This window comes from Pseudoalteromonas sp. T1lg122 (genome assembly GCF_002964825.1).
Taxonomy (GTDB): domain Bacteria; phylum Pseudomonadota; class Gammaproteobacteria; order Enterobacterales; family Alteromonadaceae; genus Pseudoalteromonas; species Pseudoalteromonas gelatinilytica.
In genome coordinates this window covers 417235-439866 of the sequence record NZ_PQCG01000032.1, presented here as the reverse complement: position 1 = coordinate 439866, position 22632 = coordinate 417235, and the positions used below count along the sequence as shown (strand labels likewise).

The 22632-nt window shown below is 36.9% G+C and carries 16 protein-coding genes; 15 read left to right on the top strand and 1 reads right to left on the bottom strand.

Going from position 1 to position 22632, the window contains the following annotated elements:
• Nucleotides 1–2: 2 nt before the first annotated feature.
• The 4 genes from C2M33_RS14410 to C2M33_RS14395 all read left to right on the top strand — a co-directional run bounded on the left by C2M33_RS14410 (nucleotide 3) and on the right by C2M33_RS14395 (nucleotide 3914).
• Complete coding sequence (locus tag C2M33_RS14410) at nucleotides 3–923, top strand: TniQ family protein (RefSeq protein WP_105174762.1); 921 nt, start codon at nucleotides 3–5, stop codon at nucleotides 921–923.
• On the top strand, nucleotides 917–2353 hold the full coding sequence (locus tag C2M33_RS14405) for a TnsD family Tn7-like transposition protein (protein ID WP_105174761.1): 1437 nt from the start codon (nucleotides 917–919) through the stop codon (nucleotides 2351–2353). Before C2M33_RS14410 ends, C2M33_RS14405 begins: the two co-directional genes overlap by 7 nt.
• Nucleotides 2354–3150: 797 nt before the next feature.
• The gene (locus C2M33_RS14400) at nucleotides 3151–3441 is read left to right on the top strand and encodes a hypothetical protein (RefSeq protein ID WP_105174760.1); all 291 of its coding nucleotides are present in this window, start codon (nucleotides 3151–3153) and stop codon (nucleotides 3439–3441) included.
• A 23-nt stretch (nucleotides 3442–3464) separates the two neighbouring features.
• Nucleotides 3465–3914, top strand: coding sequence for a hypothetical protein (locus tag C2M33_RS14395; protein WP_199776372.1), 450 nt, complete (start codon nucleotides 3465–3467; stop codon nucleotides 3912–3914).
• Nucleotides 3915–4051: 137 nt separating this feature from the next.
• On the opposite strand, the gene C2M33_RS14390 is transcribed toward C2M33_RS14395, so the two are convergent.
• Entirely contained in the window at nucleotides 4052–4273 is a 222-nt protein-coding gene (locus C2M33_RS14390) for a hypothetical protein (RefSeq protein WP_105174759.1), read from the bottom strand.
• 271 nt (nucleotides 4274–4544) lie between these two features.
• Between C2M33_RS14390 and C2M33_RS14385 the strand changes: the two genes are divergently transcribed.
• The 11 genes from C2M33_RS14385 to C2M33_RS14330 all read left to right on the top strand — a co-directional run bounded on the left by C2M33_RS14385 (nucleotide 4545) and on the right by C2M33_RS14330 (nucleotide 22267).
• Nucleotides 4545–8276: an ATP-binding protein gene (locus C2M33_RS14385; RefSeq protein ID WP_105174758.1), complete on the top strand. Its 3732-nt coding sequence runs from the start codon at nucleotides 4545–4547 to the stop codon at nucleotides 8274–8276.
• Nucleotides 8269–8898 carry a hypothetical protein gene (locus C2M33_RS14380; protein ID WP_105174757.1) on the top strand — a complete coding sequence of 210 codons (630 nt, stop codon included), beginning with the start codon at nucleotides 8269–8271 and terminating at the stop codon, nucleotides 8896–8898. The genes C2M33_RS14385 and C2M33_RS14380 overlap by 8 nt, the downstream gene beginning before the upstream one ends.
• On the top strand, nucleotides 8898–10145 hold the full coding sequence (locus C2M33_RS14375; protein ID WP_105174756.1) for a hypothetical protein: 1248 nt from the start codon (nucleotides 8898–8900) through the stop codon (nucleotides 10143–10145). Before C2M33_RS14380 ends, C2M33_RS14375 begins: the two co-directional genes overlap by 1 nt.
• On the top strand, nucleotides 10132–11004 hold the full coding sequence (locus tag C2M33_RS14370; protein ID WP_105174755.1) for a DUF7281 domain-containing protein: 873 nt from the start codon (nucleotides 10132–10134) through the stop codon (nucleotides 11002–11004). Before C2M33_RS14375 ends, C2M33_RS14370 begins: the two co-directional genes overlap by 14 nt.
• Complete coding sequence (locus tag C2M33_RS14365; RefSeq protein WP_105174754.1) at nucleotides 11001–11840, top strand: helix-turn-helix transcriptional regulator; 840 nt, start codon at nucleotides 11001–11003, stop codon at nucleotides 11838–11840. Before C2M33_RS14370 ends, C2M33_RS14365 begins: the two co-directional genes overlap by 4 nt.
• 7 nt (nucleotides 11841–11847) lie before the next feature.
• Nucleotides 11848–12924, top strand: a complete 1077-nt coding sequence (locus C2M33_RS14360; RefSeq protein WP_105174753.1) for a hypothetical protein — start codon at nucleotides 11848–11850, stop codon at nucleotides 12922–12924.
• Nucleotides 12921–14132, top strand: coding sequence for a sacsin N-terminal ATP-binding-like domain-containing protein (locus C2M33_RS14355; protein ID WP_105174752.1), 1212 nt, complete (start codon nucleotides 12921–12923; stop codon nucleotides 14130–14132). Before C2M33_RS14360 ends, C2M33_RS14355 begins: the two co-directional genes overlap by 4 nt.
• Nucleotides 14027–17350, top strand: coding sequence for a DUF3883 domain-containing protein (locus C2M33_RS14350; RefSeq protein WP_105174751.1), 3324 nt, complete (start codon nucleotides 14027–14029; stop codon nucleotides 17348–17350). Before C2M33_RS14355 ends, C2M33_RS14350 begins: the two co-directional genes overlap by 106 nt.
• A 677-nt stretch (nucleotides 17351–18027) precedes the next feature.
• Nucleotides 18028–18681: a hypothetical protein gene (locus C2M33_RS14340; RefSeq protein WP_063700510.1), complete on the top strand. Its 654-nt coding sequence runs from the start codon at nucleotides 18028–18030 to the stop codon at nucleotides 18679–18681.
• 478 nt (nucleotides 18682–19159) lie between these two features.
• Entirely contained in the window at nucleotides 19160–20749 is a 1590-nt protein-coding gene (locus C2M33_RS14335; RefSeq protein WP_063700508.1) for a Na/Pi cotransporter family protein, read from the top strand.
• A gap of 510 nt (nucleotides 20750–21259) precedes the next feature.
• Nucleotides 21260–22267: a hypothetical protein gene (locus tag C2M33_RS14330; protein WP_105174749.1), complete on the top strand. Its 1008-nt coding sequence runs from the start codon at nucleotides 21260–21262 to the stop codon at nucleotides 22265–22267.
• The last annotated feature ends 365 nt before the right edge of the window (nucleotides 22268–22632 follow it).

Below are 22632 nucleotides of genomic sequence, written 5' to 3'. Positions count from 1 at the left end.
GCATGACCATTCCAAACTTTCCTGCGCCGATGCTTAATGAACATTTAATAAGTTGCTTAATGCGTTATGCGGTGTTGCAGGGCCCGAAGGAGTATATAAAAGTAGCTAAAAGAATATCTCCAGCTGTAAGTATATTAGGCAATAATAGTTTTTGGAGGCCTGTGTATAACGACATCTTGTCGTTATACATGCCAAAGTATTATGAAAAAATCGCTAGAGAGAACACGTTATTAAATGTTTACTCACATTTAGCCGGTATGGACTTGAATGAATTACTCAAACAGCAGTTAAAACAGCCTGAGCTGTTACGACTTCCATACGAGAAACTCGAACAAGTCCACAAGGGCTGGAAGTGGTGCCCAGAATGTGCCAAAGAGGATGAAGATAAATATGGGTTTCCATATTGGCATGTGGAACATCAATTTTCATTAAAGAAGCGTTGCAGTATTCATAAACAACTGTTGCTGTCTAAATGTAATCATTGTGACTTTGCTTGGACGTCCATTCTTAAAAGGGCAATGAGTGTGGGTTCCTGTCCCTGTTGCAAAAAGATAATGAACGCCAAGCGTAATGAAAGTGAGATTGATACTTGGATAGAAAAAGCCGCAGATGGCATTTTAACCGGTCACTTTGAATTGAATCGCCAATCTATTCAGAAAACCTTTAAACAGCGCTACGGTATTTTTCAAGCAAAACGATTTTGGAGTGTAGCTGAACGAAAGCAAATTTTTAGAGAGCAGCAAATGTTTAATCAATGGCTTGATAAACTTACGCTCTCAAATCACCTTGTTCCATTAAGTAACAATAAACCTCAGTCAACACGACCTGCATTTAGAGTAAGCTCCTTCGTATTTAATAATGATAAAATCACACCATTGGTAAGCCTTCTCTTTAAACGTTACTGGGAAGAAGTCTTGTGTTAATTCTTCCCGGAGAGACGATATATAGCTATCTGATTCGTCACTGTTTGAGTGACGGTTATCCCACAATAAGTTCTTCGCTAGCTAATTATTTTGATTGTACTTCAAAACAATGGAGTGCCCAATTTCCTAGCTTTATACCTCGCATTTCTGAGTTGTCAGGTGTCCCTTCCATACAGTTGATAAATAACCACACCGTATTTCCGGCGTATCGACATTTTATGCCCCTGAATTTAATTAAACAGACAGAGAGATTGCTGACCTTTGGTGGTGATATGAACTTAGAATCCAAAATGTCGCTAACGGCTAATCGCATTAAACGTGAAGGTGTATTAAAGTTTTGTCCATTGTGTGTTCAACAAGATGAGATGAAATTTGGCTGGATCTATTGGCATGTTGAACATCAATTACCTGGTGTACTAGCATGCACTCATCATGGATGTTCATTGATGAGCGTACTTACAAATAGAAAAAAACTATTGTTACCACCTACTATAAATACAACTTTTATTGATGCTGAGTTTAAGGCTTTAAAAATTTCTCAGTTGAGTGAGGATCTTTTCAAACTCAAAATCCCAGCTTGGTCATTTGAAACATTAAAGGATATATATAAGCGAAGGTTATTAGAAAGAGAGCTAGCGACTCAGAATCATACAGTTCGTATTAGGTTAAAACGGTGGCGAACCGACTTAAGGGCATACTGGAAGCCGATAGGTAATGCAGCTCAAGTGAAAACTATTTTAGCTCAGAGTAATTCTTGGCAGTTTCCTGCGAATGCCATATATGGGCGAGATAAGGTCTTGCACTCTTTAAAACACTTATTAATTATTGGGCATCTATTCGACACACTAGAAGACTTTTTGTCTTTCAGCCAATCATTTGACTTCGACGATACTTGCAAACCAAATACAGAGGCTATGAGAAAGGGTCAGCTCCAAGTGGAGGTTGAAGAAAAGCCAGATGCGCAAATCATCGAATTATTGGAAAAAGGTTCCAGTATTAGAAGTATTGCCGCCGAATGTAAGGTGAGTCATGGTTACGTTAAGAAATTGGCACAAGTTAATCAGATTGATTTTGATAGAAGAACCCAATTTATAGATGATTTAGTGAGACGTACCATTTGGCGAAAATTATTTACCGGTGAATCTACAGAATCTATTGCACAAAAAGTTGGAGTTTCAAAAGGAGCGGTTGAGCAAGTTTTGTCATGTAACCCTGAGCTAGTTTTGCTAAGGAAGAAAATCCGTTATTTCAAAGCCCGTCAAACGCATCGACAAAACATTATGGAGTCAATACAGAAATATAACACCCGCAAAGACATTAGGTCCGAGAGCTCAGCAAGTTATGCTTGGTTATATAAAAATGATCATGAGTGGCTATACGACAGCTTGCCTGAGGCGGTTCCAAGAAAAAAACGGTTTTTAGGTAGTTAAAATGTTGATTGCCCAAGGAGCAGAGGTCTAATGTAATTTTTTTAAAATTGGTAGACAGTTATTTATTGTTATCAATTAATCTTGTTATTCCGCAACTGCGTTGCGAAGAAAGCCAGTTAAGTAAGATACAAGCAACTCAAACAGCTAATTAATAGGTTTTTAATGCCTATCTCTCACCAAAAACATGTTTTATTGTCTCCAAATAAGAGACTAATGATTTCAAAAAAAATTGCAAGCATGAATTTGCTAAGTCATTGATTTAGGTTGTTCGTTTGCTTGTTTTGTAACCAAAACGGTAGAAAAAGTGCTTGACAGGAAAACTGTGAATTTTGGTAATTGGTTTATAAATCAATGTATTATATGAGACCTGTTGCATGTGTTTTCTGTTTGTAGAGTATTCGCTTCTTCGGTTTTTAAGAGTGACATTGGAAATACAGAAAACTATCGAAAATGGACTGTTCGCGGCTAATTTCCTCTCAACCTATCAAAAAGGGGGGGAGCCCATAATGCGTGGTTATGTTTAATGGGTTTTCTCCTTAGATTTTACTGCTATTCAAGTTTGTTAATGGGGAATTTTACAGACTTGAACTAATTAGGTTGCGATAGCTTCGTTTTTTGAGTGTTTAATCGTTTTGCTGCTTGTTCGTAAAAAGTCATTAAACAATTTTTTTGCGAAATTTTAGTGACACTTCCGAGATTTAAGTGACACTTCCGAGATTTAAGTGACACTTCCGAGATTTTTCCCTCTTTTTGTCTCATTCTATATAGAAGGTTTTTTATCGCTATAGGGGGCTCATATGTATGCGACTGCACTTGAACAGCACCTTCGTGAACATTCTCCGAATGTTCTTATTTACACCCCTTTGCTGGTGGACGATAAGTTTGTGTTCATTATGCGTCGATTGCTTCGGACACTGTCCGGCATGGTTGAAGACGGTGCAGTAGAGGTGCTTCATGTTGGGATATGCCCTGAAACACATATTCCGACTGTACATTTAATGCTTCCGTTTTGGCTCAAAGAACAAGATGTCGCATCATTATTTGATGAGACACAGCGTTTATTCCAAAAAGCGGCTGAGCGAGCCTAGAGTCTGATAGAGGAATTCATAAAATGAATATCTTATTTTTATGTACATCGAATTTAAATCGCAGCAAGACAGCTGAAGACCACTTTGCTGTGAAAGACCCACTACGCGTCTATCGCTCAGCGGGTTTGAGCGAGAAAGAGTGCAAGCGAAACAGTACAACATTATGCAGTGAAGAGCTGCTCGAATGGGCTGATGTTGTGTTTGTTATGGAAGACGAACATGTGCGCCGTATTGAGCAGTACACAGATCAGCGCTTCTTAGATAAAGTTATTAACCTAGATATTCCAGATGTTTATCAATGCGGTGATCCAGCTTTGATCGAGCAACTTGAAAAACGCCGAGATGCGATGCAATTTGAAGAGTTGTTTGCTCGTATTGAATCGACATCTTCAGCTCGCGCTGCATTGCGGCTATTTAACGTCAGCAGTGGAGAGTTAGCGGCAACTTTTAAGCCTAGCCCAACTGAAAACTAACCTTAAAAATTAGTGACATTATGGAATGTTCCAGAGCGGATTTAGTCTGACACCAAGGCTAAATTCAATAAAATGGGATACAAAAAGATTCATAGCAAGTCATTAACATACACGCGAGCTTTGGATGCGAGACTTCTCTATTCAAAATATTTTGGGTTCAATACTTCGATCCTAGCCAACGAACCTTGCGCTTTGATTTGTTCATCGCTTAATGTTTGGTCTTTAAATTTTTCAAGTTTAATTGAACGATTATCTTCCATGACTGTGCACAGTAAAATATCACCGATGCTTAGTTTGCCATCCTCTAACAGTTCATCAGGTAGAGGGAGGGTTCTATTTTTACCAACAGTTAAAATCATGAATAAGAACCTAAAGTATGTTGAATGTTTTCATTATAGATAAATTTCTAATATTGGCACTTTTACGAAATTCGGCTGTGAGCGAGGTCAGAAACAACGAATCAGTGATACATGGCGGTTATTCATTAAGGTTCTAGGCAAGTTTGATGTGTTGTAACTATTGGTTCTCATTCTTCAAGGTGTTCAAAAATCATACTGTTTAAATAAACAGCTTTCATATATATTGTTTTGATGTATATTAAAGCGATATATATATTTTCTGGGTGTTTAAATGGAAACTGGGTTAGAGCAAATTTATCTTCATCATTCATACTTCAAAGGTAGGCTAACTCCAGTTGAATGCTTGGGGCATACAAATAACACTGGAGGAAATGGAGCCGGTAAGACAACCTTACTTAGTTTAATACCTGTTTTTTATGGGATGGAGCCGAGCAAAGTAGTTGATAGGGCCGCTGGGAAGTTATCTTTCGTCGATCATTATTTGCCAACAAAATTATCTATGATTGTGTTTGAGTATAAGAAGGAAGGTAGCCTCAAATGTGCAGTATTGTATAGATCTCGTGATGCAGTGGCTTATAGGTTTGTTGATGGCTCAGCTAATGAAGCGCTGTTTAATCAAGTTACATTAGATACCTTGAACAAAGTTGCAAGTGTTAAAGACTGGTTGAAAGATGTAGTTGCAAGCAGCTTTGATGTTTCAAAGCAAATTTCGACCAGTATTGATTATCGCTCGGTCATACAAAACGACAAGCAACGTTTAAGGGTTAAAAGAAAAGCACAAGCGTCTTTGGCACCGGAAGCTCATAAATTTTCTCTATGCACTCATGACTCACAAATGAGGCATATTGAGTCATTGGCATCGGTTTTGATGAGACATGACAAACTGTTAGCTCAATTTAAACTTATGGTGGTTGATAGTTTTCTTACAGATCAGATTGAAATCGGAGAGGCCCCTTATCACAAAGACGACTCAGAGTATGTGAGTAGTATTGAATCATTAATTGAATTAGATAAGCACAAAGATAAGTTTTCTGAATCCATACACCAATATGAAGCTTTAAAAGAATCATGGAGTTACTTACTTGCTTATCAAGCTAGTCTTCAACAGGAATTAGCCACTGTTAAAGATAAATTTGAGAAGGCGGCAAAGAGAATTTCAAGTTTAAAATCTGAGAGAAGTGAACTACAACAAAAATACAACCAAGATACTTCTGTGCTCAATACAACATTCCAAGAGCTAACCAATCAAGCTGAAACGAAGAAAAACCTTATCGATAGTATTTACGATGAGCGTGAAAGGTGGGATGAAAAAGTCGATATTGCCACGAAGCTTTCTGAGTATGGTTCATTAGAGGCGTTTAAATTCAGAGCAGAGCAAGATGCCGAACACTTTAAGCAGCTGCTCGATTCAGCTAGCGCTGAGACGCAAGCTTATGATGCAAATGTACGTAAAGTAGAAAAAGCTTCAGAACAATTTGAGAAAGCTGAAACCCAGAAAATTGCTGACTTGACCCAAAAACTACATGAAGTTGAGGTGGCTACTGAACAAAGGCTACTAGAGAAGAGCGATGAATTTGCTTCAAAGATGGAAGCTGTTAGCGAAGATAGAGCACTCTTGAGTAAGTCATTGTCTGAGGAATTGAACAATTGTCGAGTTCAGTATGAAATTGCAGGGAAGTATACAGACACTGAGGATTCGGAGTTAAAAGAGTTAAATAGTAAAGTTGAATCCTTAAAAAATTACGTTATATACGACATCGCCCAGAAAAAGTCGACTTGTGAAGCTGAAGTTCGTGATGCAAAAGTGGCTAGGGAGGACTTGCTTCAGCAAATCAAAAGACTAAAGAAAAAGTTGGAAGATACTGAAGAAAGAAGAGTTGAAATAACACGTCAGTTAAATCCAGACGATGGGACCGTAAGAAGCTTTCTTAATAAAAATATAGTTGATTGGAGAGAGTCTATAGGTAAGGTCTTGAGGCCCGAGTTATTATCTTTCAGAACACTATCTCCTGAAGTATCTGATGATGCTGAAACAAACAGCATATTTGGGTTATGCATAAACCTAGAAAATGTAGTGCCTCCTGAAGAAGCTTTATCTGATGATATTTTGAATCAACGAAGAGAGGAGTTAGGGAGAGAGATAGAAAATATTAAGTCTGATATAGGTGCGGTTGAGAAAAAAGCGAATGATCAAAATAAATCAATCGAGAAGTTAAAACTACAGGCTGATGGCTTAGTGAGGGAAGAGCATCGTATCAAGAAAGAAATAGAAACTTGTACTTTGCTTCAACAAAAGACCAAACAGCGAATCGATAGCAATATCGAACGCCGACAGAAAGAAATAAATGTAAGTATTTTAGTGTCGGCTAAAAAACTCGAAAGCTTTGAGCTAGAAACAAATAATATTAAAGAAGTGGAAACTGCTAAGTTTCAGGAAGATAAGCTTGCATTTAGGGCAAATGCATCGGCAGAAATAGGTCTTTTACGGGAAGAGATTTCTGTCAAAAATGACTCTATTACCAATAGCCAAGAAGAGCTAAAAAAACGATTAGACGACTTAAAAGCTGCTTTCGATAGTCAGTTAAAGAAAAAGGAAATAGATCCCACAACAATTGATGCCGCCCGCACAAGAAAAGAGCAATCTGAAAGCAAGTATAGAGAAGTTAAGGCTTTTGATAAGGAAATTTCGGAGTATAGGTTATGGGAAAGTTCGGCTTGGGTTAAATTAGAAAATTACGAGAGTCAGCTATCTGCCCTATTAGATAAGGCTTCAGTGGCTCATAGAGAGCTTGAGTTAGCAAAAGAGCAATATGAAAAAACAAGAAAAAGCCTGACCGATGATATTGAGAGCCTCGCCGAACAGCACGATAAGCTCGAAAAGGAAGAGAAAGCGATTATTTCTATTCTTGAATCTATAGAATTACATACACAAAAGATTCCTATTGGTCACCAGCCAATCCAATTAGATGAATCATTCCCATTAGAACTACTGATTGAATCTTCGAAAGAATGCTTGAGTTCAATTAATAAACTTAGACATAAAATCAGTTCTGCTGTTAAGAAAGTTGGCGACATACTGCTGAGTACAGGCAGTACCAACAATAAGGTATTACATATCTGGAAAAACATGGAAGAGCAACGTATAGCGTTGTCTCCTCATGATAAATTTTCGGAAGAATTTCATATTGAAAGTGTTACTGATGTAAAGAGGCTAATTGAAGAGTCGATACCAGACATCAAAGCAGTAATACTAGAGTCAATAAAAACTGTGGGCGCAAGGTACATACGCTTTTATCAAGCTCTCGATGGCCTAAAAAGAAAAGTTAAAAATGTTTCTTCGAAGCTGGTTAAAGAGATTAACACTTCAAATAACTTTAATGCATTAGACAATATTAGAGTGGAGTTGGTATCCAAAGTCGATGAGTTTGACCTTTGGGGAGATCTCAGGAGCTTCAATAGTGCTTGGAATAAATGGGGAGAAACAGGAAGAGAAAGCTTGCCTGAAAAAGAGTTCATTGTGGCATTTTCCAATGTAATAGCGGAGCTAAAACAAAGCAAAATTTCTAGCTCAATAGACTCATTGGTAGATATTGACATCTCTATGACGGAAAATGGTCGACCTGTAAATATCAGAACAGACGCAGATCTTAAGAATATAAGCAGTACCGGTATATCCAAACTAGCAGTGATTGTAGTTTTCTGTGGAATGACTCGTTATTTATGTAAAGACAGAAACATTACCATTCATTGGCCTTTAGATGAGCTTGGAGAATTGTCAGATGAAAATGTGATGCTTTTATTTGATTTTATGGATCAGAATAACATCTCATTGTTTTGTGCCCAACCTAACCCTTCAGTTGTTCTTCTTAGATATTTTTCTACGAAAAATCATGTGGATAAAAATCTTGGAATTAAGAAATATGTATCTAACGAAGCTAAGAAAAAGAATCCGCTTAAATCTAAGCTATTAGCTGAAAAAGAACAGGAGCAAGCTAATGTCTAGTCGCTTTGAGAACTGCGTAGAGGAGCTTCTGAGTCAAAATATTATTTGTGAAGTCACGAATCCAGAGGGCTTCGCTTATTTAGATAATTCGGGACATGAAGAAAGCATTAATAATTTTCTCTATAGAATAGGTCGAAAGGTAGTTAGAACTAGAGATAAGAAAGGTTTTTACTGCGTATTTAGTTCCATTGAAGAAACAAAAAAGAGAAATGCAGTCGAACGACATTTTGAAAATGTCATCGTAAATTTGGAAGGCCTAATCAATTGGCTAAGGCTCGTCAGAAATGCTGGTAATGAGTCTAGGCCAATTGAAGCAGGAATGAGGTTACATGAATCCGAATTGTTGTCAGCAATAGAGGAATCCTCTTCTCTTAACTTGCAGTTGGACAATATTGCTCATCAATTTAATCGAGCGCAGAAATCTACAGAGGTGAAGTCAAAGCTACGTTCTATTTTAAACTTCTTAGAAAATGAAAAGTACTTCACTAGCATTGGTAATACGGGTTCAGTGTATATAGCTACTGCAAAGTGGTCACTGATTTATGATCAGCTAGAGTTTATTCGAATGTATGACGGCTTCGAGGAGGAAGAATCTGTAGAGCAACAAACGGAGTTGTTTTAATGGGAAGAAAAGAAGATTCAAAGGCTGCAATTCGAGCTCTTAATAAACACGTAGAGATCGTAGATGAGTCTTGCTATGTCGCTAGAGGGCAAATTGAAGATTCACCAGAAAATGAGAAGGTTATTGACTCTCTTCGCAAAAATAGACTGGCTTATTACTTGGATGAGTCCCTAGGAGTACAGCTCCATAGTAAAGTTCGCGGTTTACTCGATCATGTGACTAGTAGGCACCGCTTTAGAGAGAGGCATGGTGCTTTTTCTGGATTAATTGATGATTTAGAAAATTCAATTCAAAGCTATAAACAAGCAAAGTCACGTCGATTTAATGATGGAGAAAGATTCTTTGATGAGACAAGAGAAATCGTCATGGAACTCATGGACACACTCACTGAGACAGTAAATATGTTCCATCACGTTATTGGTGACGAATTTAGCGTGGCGTTTGATATCGATGAAAAAATTAAACTTACTACGAGATGTAAGGACGAAATTACCAAACTAAACCTAGTATTTGCTCAACTGAGTGTTGAAAAAATGAGTGATTGGGTTGGACTAGATCTCCAACTTGAAAGGTTACTGATGAAAGCGCTTAAGGGGCATGTAGACAAATGCTTAAAAGACTTGGCAGCCAGCAATCGTAAACTCGTAAAAATGCTGGATAAGTTATTGAAAGATAAAAGCGCTCAAAAGCTCAATAAACTTATCGACTCCTTTCATAACAAGTATGTATCAGAGCCAGGCTATAGGCCTAGCATTTCAGCTTTGTCTGATCTGCCTATTTGTGTCTCAATTGCGGATAAGCTTTCTCTAGGCGGTTTCGCCGATTTGGAAAGTGCAAAAGATGAAGAGCACTTAATTAATGCGGCGCTCTCGGCTCTAAAAAAATCAAAGAGTTCCAGCTTAGAATTAAGAGTTGATGAGCAAAAGGTAGAAATTACAGATGGTCGAGGTGAAGAAATTGCTGAAGAGCTAGACCCGCTCATACAAAATGTAGAGTTTTTCTTTGATGCAATCTTCGACGATGAGTATACCCAAGATCTATCCGCTATGGCTGTATTTCATAATTTGAATGTAGAGTCTACTCCAGAAGATTGGATGTTGATGATCATGAGCTATTTTGAGGCCCAGAGAAAAGCAGTACTGAAAGTAGCTGAGGTGGAAGAAGTTAGAGAAATTATAGCGCCTTTCGATGGGGCTATATATGTCAAAGACATACTCTTCAGAAAGGTTGCTCATGAAGCTAGATAAAAAGACTATAAGAGCTGCCCAAAATTTAATCAGAAGATCTCCCAGTCAAATCAGCGAATCGGCTGTTCTGCGTGCAATTGTTCAAGAACTCGAAATTGGCATAATCAGAAATAAAAAAATATATTTCACACCATCAAACCTAATTGAAATAGAAAATTATTTTAACAAGGTATTGGGAAAGCCAATTTTAGACATCGATTTAGATGTGGAAACTAGGCTTGAGGCTTCCGCCTTTTTTAGTAATGAAAAATGGGCATCTGGAGGCGTTTTTGAAGTGATGCTCTCAATGACGGGCAGAGGAATCATCCCTGGAATTAAAGACGCAATCGAAGCACAGCCAAATATTGTCTATTCCATGAAGCTTCGCGATATTGATGTCACTAAGATAAGTAAGTTAATCATCGTTGAAAATGGGGAACTCATAACAAATTGGGAGCTAGTCATTCCTTCTTTACCGCTTGAATATCAAAGTGCCATCGCCGTATTTCGCGGTTATGGTAAAAATCAAAAATACTTAAACGAGTTAATTTGCAAAGTTCGGCCAGACACTAAGGTTGGAGTGTTCTTTGACTATGATGCTGCGGGAATAGACATGGCATTAAAGCTCGCTGAACATAGAGTGATCGACCTGATCATTCCAAGCATACTTCCTGAGGATGTGATTGCCAAATCAAAGCTGGAGGAGTTTGGGAATCAGTTTGAACAGTTAACACGAAGACTTAACTCTCCTGATACGCCCTATGAAATTAGAGAAGTTTTAAAGAACCTAGAAAATAACAAGTTGGCCATAACACAAGAACACCTAATCACGCATGGTGTTCCCCTGAAGTTAATTAAAAATGTGGGAGAAACCATATGATTAATGGAGGATTAAATACAAAGGAAGTAAGACTAAAAGCAATCGAGATGTTTGCGTATTGGGAAGGGGTTGTAAACGCTTCAACGTTGGCAAAATTATTTAAAGTCACCATTAGCAATATTACTAAAAGCCTCACGGAATATAGGGACCTATATCCTAATTCATTGAAATATAATAAAAGCTTAAAACAGTATGAGCCAACTTCTAGTTTCACCTGTCACTATATTGATGAAACATGGCAGGAGTATGTGGCATTTTTAAGGATTAATAGTCAAGTATATAAATCCGATTACTGGGGAGCTTTGGCTGTCGATTTTGGTCCTTTACATACTGGAAACGTTGACCCAAAAATAGTTAGGGTTGTAACTCAAGCTATAAACAAGAAGCTATCAGTTAAGGCTACTTATTACTCTCTAACCAACCCTAATGGCATCGAAAGGATTATTCATCCTATTGCATTAGCTGATAGTGGTGTTCGTTGGCATTGCCGAGCATATGATGAATATCGTAGTGAATTTAGAGACTTTCATCTTGGTAGAATCACTGCTGCGGAACTGAATGAGCCGTCTAAGGTTCAGTATGAACAAGATGAAGCTTGGATGACCATGATTAAACTGAAAATCGCGCCGCAACCCGCCTTAACTGAATCTCAGAAACAGGTAATTATGATGGACAAAGGGAAGGGGGATAGCTTCATTGTAGAAGTTAGAGCTGCTATGGCTGAGTATTATATTCAGTATCACCTTATAGATAAGGAAATAAGGGAAAGTAATCCCTTAGTCAGACCTTTGTATTTAGAAAATTATGACGAAGTGAAAGCTTGGTTGTTTGGGTAGAGATTGTATGGAAGATATGGAGTTACTTATCATTCACGATCGGCTGGAAGAAATATTACGAGCAGAAACGCATGTATTAGAAAATAAACTACTATCAGATCCTCTCAATGTTAACAGGAAAGGACATCCAAGTTTGACTGATATCTGGTATTCACCAGGTGTTGAATTTAAGTGTCTATTGGACAGGAATGTAGTTTCTTATTTGATCAGCTTGGTTAATGGTTTAGATATTTCTGAACAGAAAAACCAACAGCCCTATAGGAGTGTAGCTGCTCTGCAAGCTGTACTAAATGCAGGAAATATTTTATCGGAAACAGGTTATTCCTATCACGAATATATAGAGCGAAATGGTTTAGATAAAGCAGATGATGAGCTAGCACTATTTCGAACAGCTGATAACTTAAATCCTAATATTTACTTAGACTTATTTCTAAAGCAAAGAGATAGCATAAGTCGTAATGAACTGTCTTTGTTTAAGACTGGCGAGCTTATAGGTGGCAAGTTACCAGAGAGATTAACTTTGGTAGAGAGAAATGCAGTCATAATAAAAAAAGCGATATCTCTAGCTCGTTCTAAACGAATATCTCCATATCAAACCATGCTTGAACTGATGGATTGGATATATGATGAGTATATGTTTTCAGCACCATCATTTCACTTTTTATCTGTTTATTTTAGTAGCTGGAAAATTTCAAAAATGCTCAAATCTCATAGGCCTAAAGATCTTAGGAACGCTATATGGGATATTTCTTTCATTCAACTTCTAATTAAATACTGTCGTGAAGACAGCGACTCTGTTTGGTTATTTAGTTCATTTGATAAAGCAATTCATTCCGTTGTTGACCTCACATTCGTCAGAAGGGAAGAAGATGAAAGCATGTACATGGAAAGGCTTGAAAACTCATATGCGTCTATGTGGGGAAAGAAAAATGGTTACGGTAAAAAGTTACTAAATAAATTGGTAAAAATTAGTGAAAATGGCGACGATCCTCAGAGGAAAATAAATCTGTTTAAAGGCAATGAAGAATACCAATTCGATTTAAGGGCGAGAGTTCAAAGGGAATATGAGGAGGCTTTACCTTGAATAATATAGCGACTATGGAGCCAATTAAAGAGCAAAACATTGGTATTAAGGCAGAGATCTTAGAAGAAATAGCTCGCCGAAAGGAAGTCTATAAAAAGTCCCCAGCAGATATGATTTCTGCGTTCAACCGTGAAATTGAAACTGAAAAAGAGTACAACGGAAGACAGTTACTTGAGCTTCTTCAAAATGCTGATGATGAAAAGTCAGATGAGGTAAGAATTGAATTAGATACTAAAGCTAATTTGCTAAGTATTAAAAATAGAGGAACTGGCTGTAGCGCTTTTAGCTCTAACGGAATTAGATCTTTAATGATTTCTAATTTGAGTACTAAAACATCTAAAAAGTTCATAGGAAATAAAGGACTTGGCTTTAGATCGATCATTAATTGGAGTGAATCGATATCAATTAATAGCAACAACCTAAGAATTGAGTTTTCAAATGAAATTGTAAATGGTGTTTTTGATGAGCTGTTTTTACCTGAAGAGCGCAATGCTATTAGAAAAGCACAAAATTTACCTGATTCAATTTATCCTATTCCATTCCTATCTATTCCGAAGCTAACAGAGGAAATAAATCAAGACTGGACCACATCAATTGATATACGATACAAAGTTGGCTTCCTAGGTGATATTAAAAAGCAAATAGACGAGTTAAAGAGTGAGATCCTACTCTTTTTAAACTCTATTAAGGCATTAACAGTTTTTGTTGATGGAAAGTGTATCAAGGCAATAGATAAAACGGATCTTAGTGAAAAATGGAACGTCTATGAACACAAAGGAGAATTACCTAAAGAGTTATGGGATAAAGAAAGTGAAGAAGAGTTCTTCGATTTAAAAATTGCTCTGCAAGATGAACTCTGCTGTGATATTCGAGAAATTTTCGCATATTTCCCTACTAAATTAGCTGTTGACTTTCCTTTTATTATTCATGGAACCTTCGAATTAAACAGCTCCAGAAATGAGATAAATGACAGTGAAAAAAACCGTTTCATTTTAAGAGAGCTAGTTAAGTTAATTATTGATACAGCGAAATCTTTAACGAAAGGTAATATTAGTTACAAAGCTATTGAGTTTTTTCATACAACAATCCTAATAACATTCTTATGGATCTGGGGTTCTACGATGCTATTGATAATGCGATCAACACTTTGGAGGTGTTTCCTTGTGTTGACGGAACTTATAGAAAAAAATCAGAAGTTATATTTATAGATACGCTTTCTAGTTTTGTGTGCTCTATTAACCAAGAGTTCGTCTTTGAAAACTTGTTAATCCCCTTAGATGGCACTGCCGACCTTTCAAGTTTAAATTTAAATGGAAGTGTAGATACTGAAAAATTGAGAGTTTTAAGTAAAAATATAAATAGCATAGAAGACAGAGCTTCTATGATTTATATGTTTTACCACACTTTCAAGCATGATGAAAAATTAGAGCTTTTAATTGACTCAAGTGGAGCATTGATTTCTCTTGAAGATGAAGTATATACGCCTTCATCGATAGATATTAGTGTACCTGATTATGTCAGTATCAAGTTTATTCATAGAAACTTGTTTGAATTATTGATCAAAAAATTTGAGATTGATTCGAATGAAAAAGCTCGTGAATTGCAGAGAGCTTTGAGACAAATCACAAATATTCAACAGTATCAGCCTATACCGGTACTTCAGAAAATAGTTTCAAATGCAAACCGTTTAATTAAAGAAGACAATAACAAAGTTGAAGAAATACTAACCAGTATGGTTCGTTCTCTTTATGAAAATTTCAATAAATTGAACTCTCCACAACAAATACCTGATTCAAAAATCCAACTTTACAATAAAGAACATACTCTGACTGATGCAAGCGATTTATATTTATCTAAGGACTACCCTTCTGGAACTTTAAATGAGTTCTTATTTGAAGGTATATTCAGAGATAATGTATTTCTATGTGCACCTTCCAAATATAGGTTAGGTGAAGAGGAACCTGATAACTTAGAACAGTTCTTTTTATGGCTAGGAGTTAACAAAAATAGTAAGTTTAACGAAGTTAAAGGTAGAAGAAATTTAGAGTACGAAAAATTTGTTTTTCAGTGTGTTCCTCGCCCTTCAGGTTATAGATTTGGTTCTTTTCATTACAAGGAGATCGATAACTTTGAGCTTATTGCGCAAAATATTTCTTTAGAAAAGCTAGTCATATGGTTTATCCAAGATAAAGACATTTATAATCAGTTAGATGATTCAGCAAATACTGACAAATTTAGTTTTAACAAGGACAGAGAATATCATGGGTCTTATAGCCATAACATCTCACGTAAACCTTCATTTATTAAGTATCAAGTAAAATCTCTCGGGCTGTTTAGAGACTTCTTTTTCGCTAATGAGAAGCTAAGCCCTCTTGTAAATAGCATCAGCTTCAATTTTGATTATGAGCAATTCAATTATTTCGGTATTAGTCGATCAGATGTTGAAAGTTTGTTATTAAAAATTGGTGCGACTGATAAATTTGAAAAACTATCTTTGGAAGCAGTACAAAGAATCATTAGTGAACTTCCGGTAAAGTCCCCTGATGGGCGACAGACTCAAGCAATATATAAGTTGGCGGTTAGGCATTTTGAAGTCAATAAACAACCTTTGGACAACCAAGAAACGAAGCTTTTTGCTTTAAAAGGAGAAACTCGTTCTTATCAATCTGCTGATAAAGTTTTTTACAATGGAAATATAAAACTACCGAAGAAGATTGCCGCTAGCGTACCAGTGTTAAATTACCCAAGAAGACAAAACACTCAAAATATTATCGAGTTTTTTGGAGTGCAGAATCTAAATGAACTAGATGTCGAAATTACAAGTACATCCTCTTTACCTTCTTTAAGTAGTAGCTTCTCGTCATTTTTAGAGGAAATTGCCCCATATATTTTGGTTTATCGAATACAAGATATTGAAAAAGATCATTCTGCGAAAGCAGAACTAGCAAAATTGAGACGGTACAGGGTCGTTTTATGCGATGACGTTAAGTATCAGATTAATGGAGAAAGTTTTGAGCTAGAAAATAATGACTACATTAAACAGGATAACGACTTTTTCATTAAAGTTAGACCTGAGTCAACGGTCGGAGATCTTAGACATGATTTCGATTTTCAAGAAACCTTTGCAGATATAATAGGATTAATTTTCGATATTCAGGACACCCGAGTATTCCGAGATGTTGTCAAAGAGGAAGCTTCGTATCTAGAAAAAACTATTAAAAATGATATTGGTGAAGAAGAGTTAATCAGAACAAGAGAATTACTAGGAATCTCAGATGAACTGTATTCATTTTGGAAAACAGTCTATTCCTTATTAGGTAAAACTTATAGGTTTGAGTCTGATGATAATTTGCTTGAAAGTGTGTCGGCTGAGCTTGAATTGCAAATTGATGTTAAAAGAATAGATTTCAAGGAGTTGGATGGCCTTGAAAGTTGCAGCGCGATAGAAGAGCTTTTTGCGGAGAAGGGAATAAATGTCGCTGACTTCAATTGTTCAGAATTTGCGTACTATAAGATAGATTTATCAAAGTATCATGTTAGTAAGCTAAAACAGGCGTTCGAGAGAGCTTTATATTTGTTTAAGAAGAAGTTGTATCAATGGTGCATAGTAAATTCTAGAGAATCTCAATTTACTCATTACATATCACAATACGAGAGTAACGATAATTTCATTATTTTATCAGCTAGACAAAATAAACAATCTTTTGAAATGAACTACGAAGAGTATGTAAACAACTATATCTCAGATGTTTTAGGGCAAGAATCTATCGAAGAAGCACAAATTGATTTTGAAGCCGTGTACGATAAACACGCTGAATTAATTGATATTGATAGGGTTGAAGGTGATCAAGAACTAATGAGTCTAATGTTTTTTTCTCATAAGTGGGACGAAGTTAAAACTCGTATAAATGAAAAATTTGAGCCTGAGAATGTTACAAAGAAACCTCACGATGTTGAGGGTTCTGTTCGACAAACCAAACGAATAAAGAGTGCATCTCTTAGTAAACCAAGAAATATCAAAAACAACCAAAGTAAATCGAAGAAACCATTTAAACACTCAAAGTCATTATCGGATAACAATAGAATCAACGGTAAAAGATCTGAAGAAGACGTTTATAATTCTCTTGTTAAACAGTTTGGTAAACAAAAAGTTACTTGGGTATCTAAAACTAGTGATGGCGATGGTTACGATATTAAATATATCAATGAACTTGACGTAACGAAGTATGTTGAAGTTAAAACTTACTCTGGTGATAGATTTCATTTGAGCAGGAATGAGCTTGAATTTGCTAGGAAGAATATTGGGAATTATGAAATTTTCTTAGTCTCTAATGAGATTCTTAGAATTGAACATATAGACTTTGATGATAAAGAACGGTTCCATCTAGAAAGCAGAGAATATGTTGTTTCGTTTACAATAGAGTAGTGAGTCTCACACTTGTTAACCATTTGTGAGATGGCGAGGGAATAATTAAGTTTAAATAGTTAACTTAATCATCTATGGATAGCAGTGAAAACACTAAAAACTTTTGTAAATTGGAAAGTGTAAAAATAGGAGTTTCAAACTCTATTTTTACACTAACCTCCAAAAGTAAGATTTTAATTGTTTTGTTTCAAACTTACCTTTGATGTTAATTCCTTTTAAAACAATGGGCTTGAGTTGCAAACTGTATTCGAAAATGACATTAAATTCAAATGCCAAAAAGCCGTTGCAGCAATGTAACGGCTTTTTTGTGTTTTGGAGAAAGTTAGCAAGGGGAAAGGGGAAAGTTGCGAGTTTAGAGGGACGAGATGCGAGTTGTAGGAGGCGTTTTAACGCCGAAAAAAGAGTTATTAGATATAAGTTGTTAGAAGTTAGATTAAAAATACCCAAGCTAGCGAGTTAGCAAGGGAAAAGAGTAAAGGAGCTTTAAGCCATAAGTTTATAGTTTGATTGTGCCCGCACATCGTTAAGCCGAACTCCGATACCGTAGGCGTGAAATTTATTTCGCTCGAGTAAGTAAGATAAAAGTCAAAACGCAAGTTCTTACTCTTTGTGCTTAACTGTACCAATGGATTAACTAATCCGTTGGTACAGTTGAGTTAAATTAATAAGGAAATGGCATGAAAAAGGGTTTTGAAATAGCAGCAGACCTGACCGAAGCCGCATTTAAAAGTCAATTACTGACAGGCGTAGCTAAAGATATACCTTATGTAAGTACGTTGATTAAAGTATGGAATTTAAGTGATTCTATTCGAGATAGAATGTTTGCATCTAAAATAGTGCGTTTTATTGAAGCTATCGATGAAGTTAGTAAAAAGGAAAAAGATGAATTATCGAGAAAAATAAAATACTTAAACCAAGATGATTTGGAAAGAGTTACAGACAAAATATTATTCTGTATTGAATCCATAACGGATATTGATAAGTCTGAATTCATAGCAAATTTCTTTATTGCATACATATATGAAAAAATATCAGAACGGGAGCTTAGGCAGTGTATTGATATAGTTCAAACTTCCTTTTTAGATGATTTAAAATTGTATGTCGAAACATGTATTGGTACATATGCCAATGAGGAAGATTTGAATTATCAAAAAATAGATGGGTTAATAAGCACTCCACTCTTCACTAATTTTAGAGATGATAGACTTTTACAAAGAACTAATGATACCGATAATATTGGTAAACATTTGTATAAAGAAACGTTTATAGGTATGCAGTTCAGAATAGCGTTTAATTTTGGAAAAGATAGAAGAGAGGTTGAAAATTCTTAAGTGTTGTTACTCAACTAAGGTGAGTAAAAAAGAATGTTTTCGAGGGCCTTTTTTTTTACATCCTAATAAAAACATGGGGTCAGGTCTTTCTTTTTGCCTAACCCCTTCACCAACCCACAACCAACACAATGCTCCTAGCACCTAGCACCTAGCACCTAGCACCTAGCTAACTTGTGTTCTTAATCTAATAGCTGACGGTTGATAGCTCCTATGTTCATCGCGCGAAATAAATTTCACGCCTACGGATGAGCATTTCAATTTAACTTTGCGCAGGCACAATCTAATCTGACTTCTAACGACTGATATCTAATATCTCCTTTTTTGTTCGGCGTTAAAACGCCTCCTACGAGTCGAATATCGTTCCTCGCAACTCGCCCCTAAAACCAGTTACTTTGTTTTCGATCATTGCGCTATAAGGTACTCAAATCTATACTTTTTGTATCGTTCTTGATTAACAATATCAGCACTTTATAAGCGAATGGAAAATCTTAATATAGCCATGGCTGGGCTGACCGCCATTATCCTTTTTATTTTTGGACTTGAGAACTTTTCTCGGGAAATTGAAAGTATATCGGGGGAGCGCTTTCGAAAATCGTTGAGTCGCGCGACTAACATTCCTATTTTTGGGGTGTTAATTGGTGCTGTGGTGACGGCCTTTATTCAATCGAGTTCTGCGACGTCGGTGATCACCATAAGCTTGGTAAATGCGGGGGTGTTAACGTTTAAAAATAGTGTCGGTATTATTTTTGGATCAAATGTGGGCACTACTATAACGGCTCAGCTGGTGGCTTTTAAGCTGACGGTATTTGCTCCTGTGATTATTATTATTGGCTTTTTTCTGTCGCTGACTCGCAATCGCTTTTCTATTTTTGGTAAGGCGATTTTCTATTTCGGTTTTGTCTTTTTTAGCCTTAACCTGATTTCATCATCCCTTGCGCCATTACAAAACAACCCTGCATTAATTGAGATTTTAACTCAGCCGCAAAACCCACTTTTAGCGATTTTAGTGGGCTGTGTATTTACTGCTATGGTGCAGTCGAGTTCGGTGACTACAGGGCTTGCCATTGTTTTTACTCAGCAAGGTATTTTGGGGCTTGAGAACGCGGTACCCATTATTATGGGGGCGAATATTGGTACCACAGCGACTGCTATGATTTCGGTGTTTGGTATGGATATCGCAGCAAAGAAAGCAGCGCTGAGCCACCTGTTGTTTAATGTGGGTGGGGTGCTTTTATTTCTGCCTTTCATTTTATTGTTTGGTGATAAGTTAAGTGAAATTACGCTTGATCCCGCTGTTGCACTGGCAAATATTCATTTTATTTTTAATGTGGTTGCCAGTTTAGTTTTTATTGCTTTTGTTAACCCCTTTACGCGCTTTGTCGATTTTTTGCTTGGTGAAGGAAAGATGGACTTTGAACGCCTTGAATTGCCCACCTACCAAGAAGATGAAGAGTTTCAGCATGTCGTCGATAAGTTAGAGTCAGGTAACCAACAGCTGCTTAACTTCTTAAAAGAAAACTACAATCAGGTCACGCTGAGCTTAGAGACCAACTACAAAGGTATTCAAGATACTGCACAAAAGCGCTTGGAATATGCCAGTTTTGTTGAGAAGGAATACATCACTTATTTCACTACTATTGTTAGTAAAATCAATGATGAAGAGCAGTCACGAGAGTTAATGCTGCAAATTAACCGCTTTGATTATTTGTTCCAAATTCATGATTCCATCATTGATCTGTTTGAAAGCAAGCGGATTATGAATGAACAATTTATAGAATTAGAAAGCGATATTTTGATTATGATCCGCGAACTTTCGAGTGATACGCTGACCTTGTTCACCCATACCAGCGAGAATTTAGAACAACCTAAAAATGACGAAATAGATAAAGCAGCTAGGTCATTGCAATTGCATCTGAATCAGGCGCAGCGTAAGTTATTAATGCTACTTGCTGATACCAACCGAAAAGATGCCGGTACGCTGACAAATTTCGTCACCTATTCTCAGCGCCTCAAAGATAAACTGCTGAACTTACATAAAATGTATTCACGTAAGAATGCCGAGTTGTAGCTTGGGTAGAGCGGAGCGAAACCTGATAAGTTAGCGAGTTTCGAGGGGAAAGGAGCTTTCAGCCGTCAGCTATTAGATTGAAAGTTAGCGAGTTAGAAAGAGTAAAGGGGAAAGTTTGCAAGATACGAGATACGAGGAACGAGATACGAGTTGTAGGAGGCGTTTTAACGCCGAACAAAAAATTCGATTGGGTAGGGAGCCCCCTTTACCAACCCATAACCAACACTATGCTGTTAGCACCTAGCACCTAGCACCTAGCACCTAGCACCTAGCACCTAGCACCTAGCACCTAGCACCTAGCACCTAGCACCTAGCACCTAGCACCTAACACCTAGCACTGTAGACGTGAAATTTATTTCGCGCGAACCCATTAAAAAACAACTTCGGAAGAATTTTGTATTTATATAGGTACAGATATCAAATAACCTGTATTATGCATGCTTTGTTGTTGGGTGGTGAAACCTCTTAATTAACCACCTGATTATGTTGTTGAAATTTTAAGGTGAAATAATGTTAAAAGGGAACTTTGCGCGCATTAACATGGCTTTGGCTTGTTTGCTTGTGTTAAATCTTGGGGTTGCTAGTGCTTCGGCTAATGACGATACACCAATAGAGAGCGTGGTTGCAGATGCTAACTTCTTAGCGTGTTTACAAGAAAGTGGCTATAAAACTGTGGGGGAGGTGACAAAAATACATTGCAGAGATCGCGGTATCACCTCAGCCAAAGGGGTTGAGCATTTTAGTAACTTAACAAAACTCGTCCTCAGTAATGAAGGGGATAGCTTCATTGTTGGTGAAATTGGTGGCATTACAAGTAGACCTGCCGATAAGAAAGTGCCAAACCAGCTGACCGAAATCGACATAAGCCACAACAGCCAGCTTTTCCGTGTTAATTTAAGCCAAAATAGCCTTACGAGTATTGATGTAAGTAACAACGAAGAGTTAGAGACTTTAATGCTGAGTGGTAATAAGCTTTCAAAGCTTGATGTAAGCACTAACGGTAAACTTACATGGCTTGATCTTAAAGATAATAAGCTGACAGGCGAATTGACGCTTGTTAATTCTGAACTGTATCAACTTAATCTGTCGGGCAATAAGCTCACAAAAGTAAATATACCGAGTGGTATTCGTAACCTTGAGCTTGCAAATAATCAGTTAAAAAACCTAGATTTAAGCAAGTTCAAGATGCTCAGCGAACTAAACCTAGATGCCAACCAGCTTAGCGCTTTAGACATAAGCCATAATAAAAAGTTAACTGCACTTTACGCCGGTAATAACCACTTAAGCACTATCGATTTAACAGCAAACCCCATGCTTCAAGTGCTCTTTTTGTCAAATAACAAATTAAAAAACATTGATTTACGTGAACATGCAAATTTAGTAGATATCAGCCTTTCTAATAACCCGCTAAAAAAAGTAGATGTAAGCAAAAGCTATAATTTAGAGCTGTTAGAACTCGACAGTGGTGTTGAGTGCATAGGCATAGGTTGTGCAACAAGGTTTGAAGGGTACGAATAATAGCGTGTTGGGCAGAGCACTGCGAAGCTCGATAAGTTAGCGAGGGGAAAGGGGAAAGGGGAAAGGGGAAAGGGGAAAGTTCCCCGAACTCGCAAACTTTCCCCTTGTAACTCGCTAACTTTTGTTCTTAATCTGATAGCTCTTATGTTTATCGCGCGAAATAAATTTCACGCCTACGGATGAGCATTTCAATTTAACTATGTGCAGGCACAATCTAATCTGACTTCTAACGACTGATATCTAATATCTCCTTCCTCGTCCCTCGCATTTAATAATTTTGGTTGTTTTGCATCCCTCCATAATTCATCCATTATTGTGATATACCCTTTGAGATATGTACCTTTTGTACCCCAAATTTAGTGGGT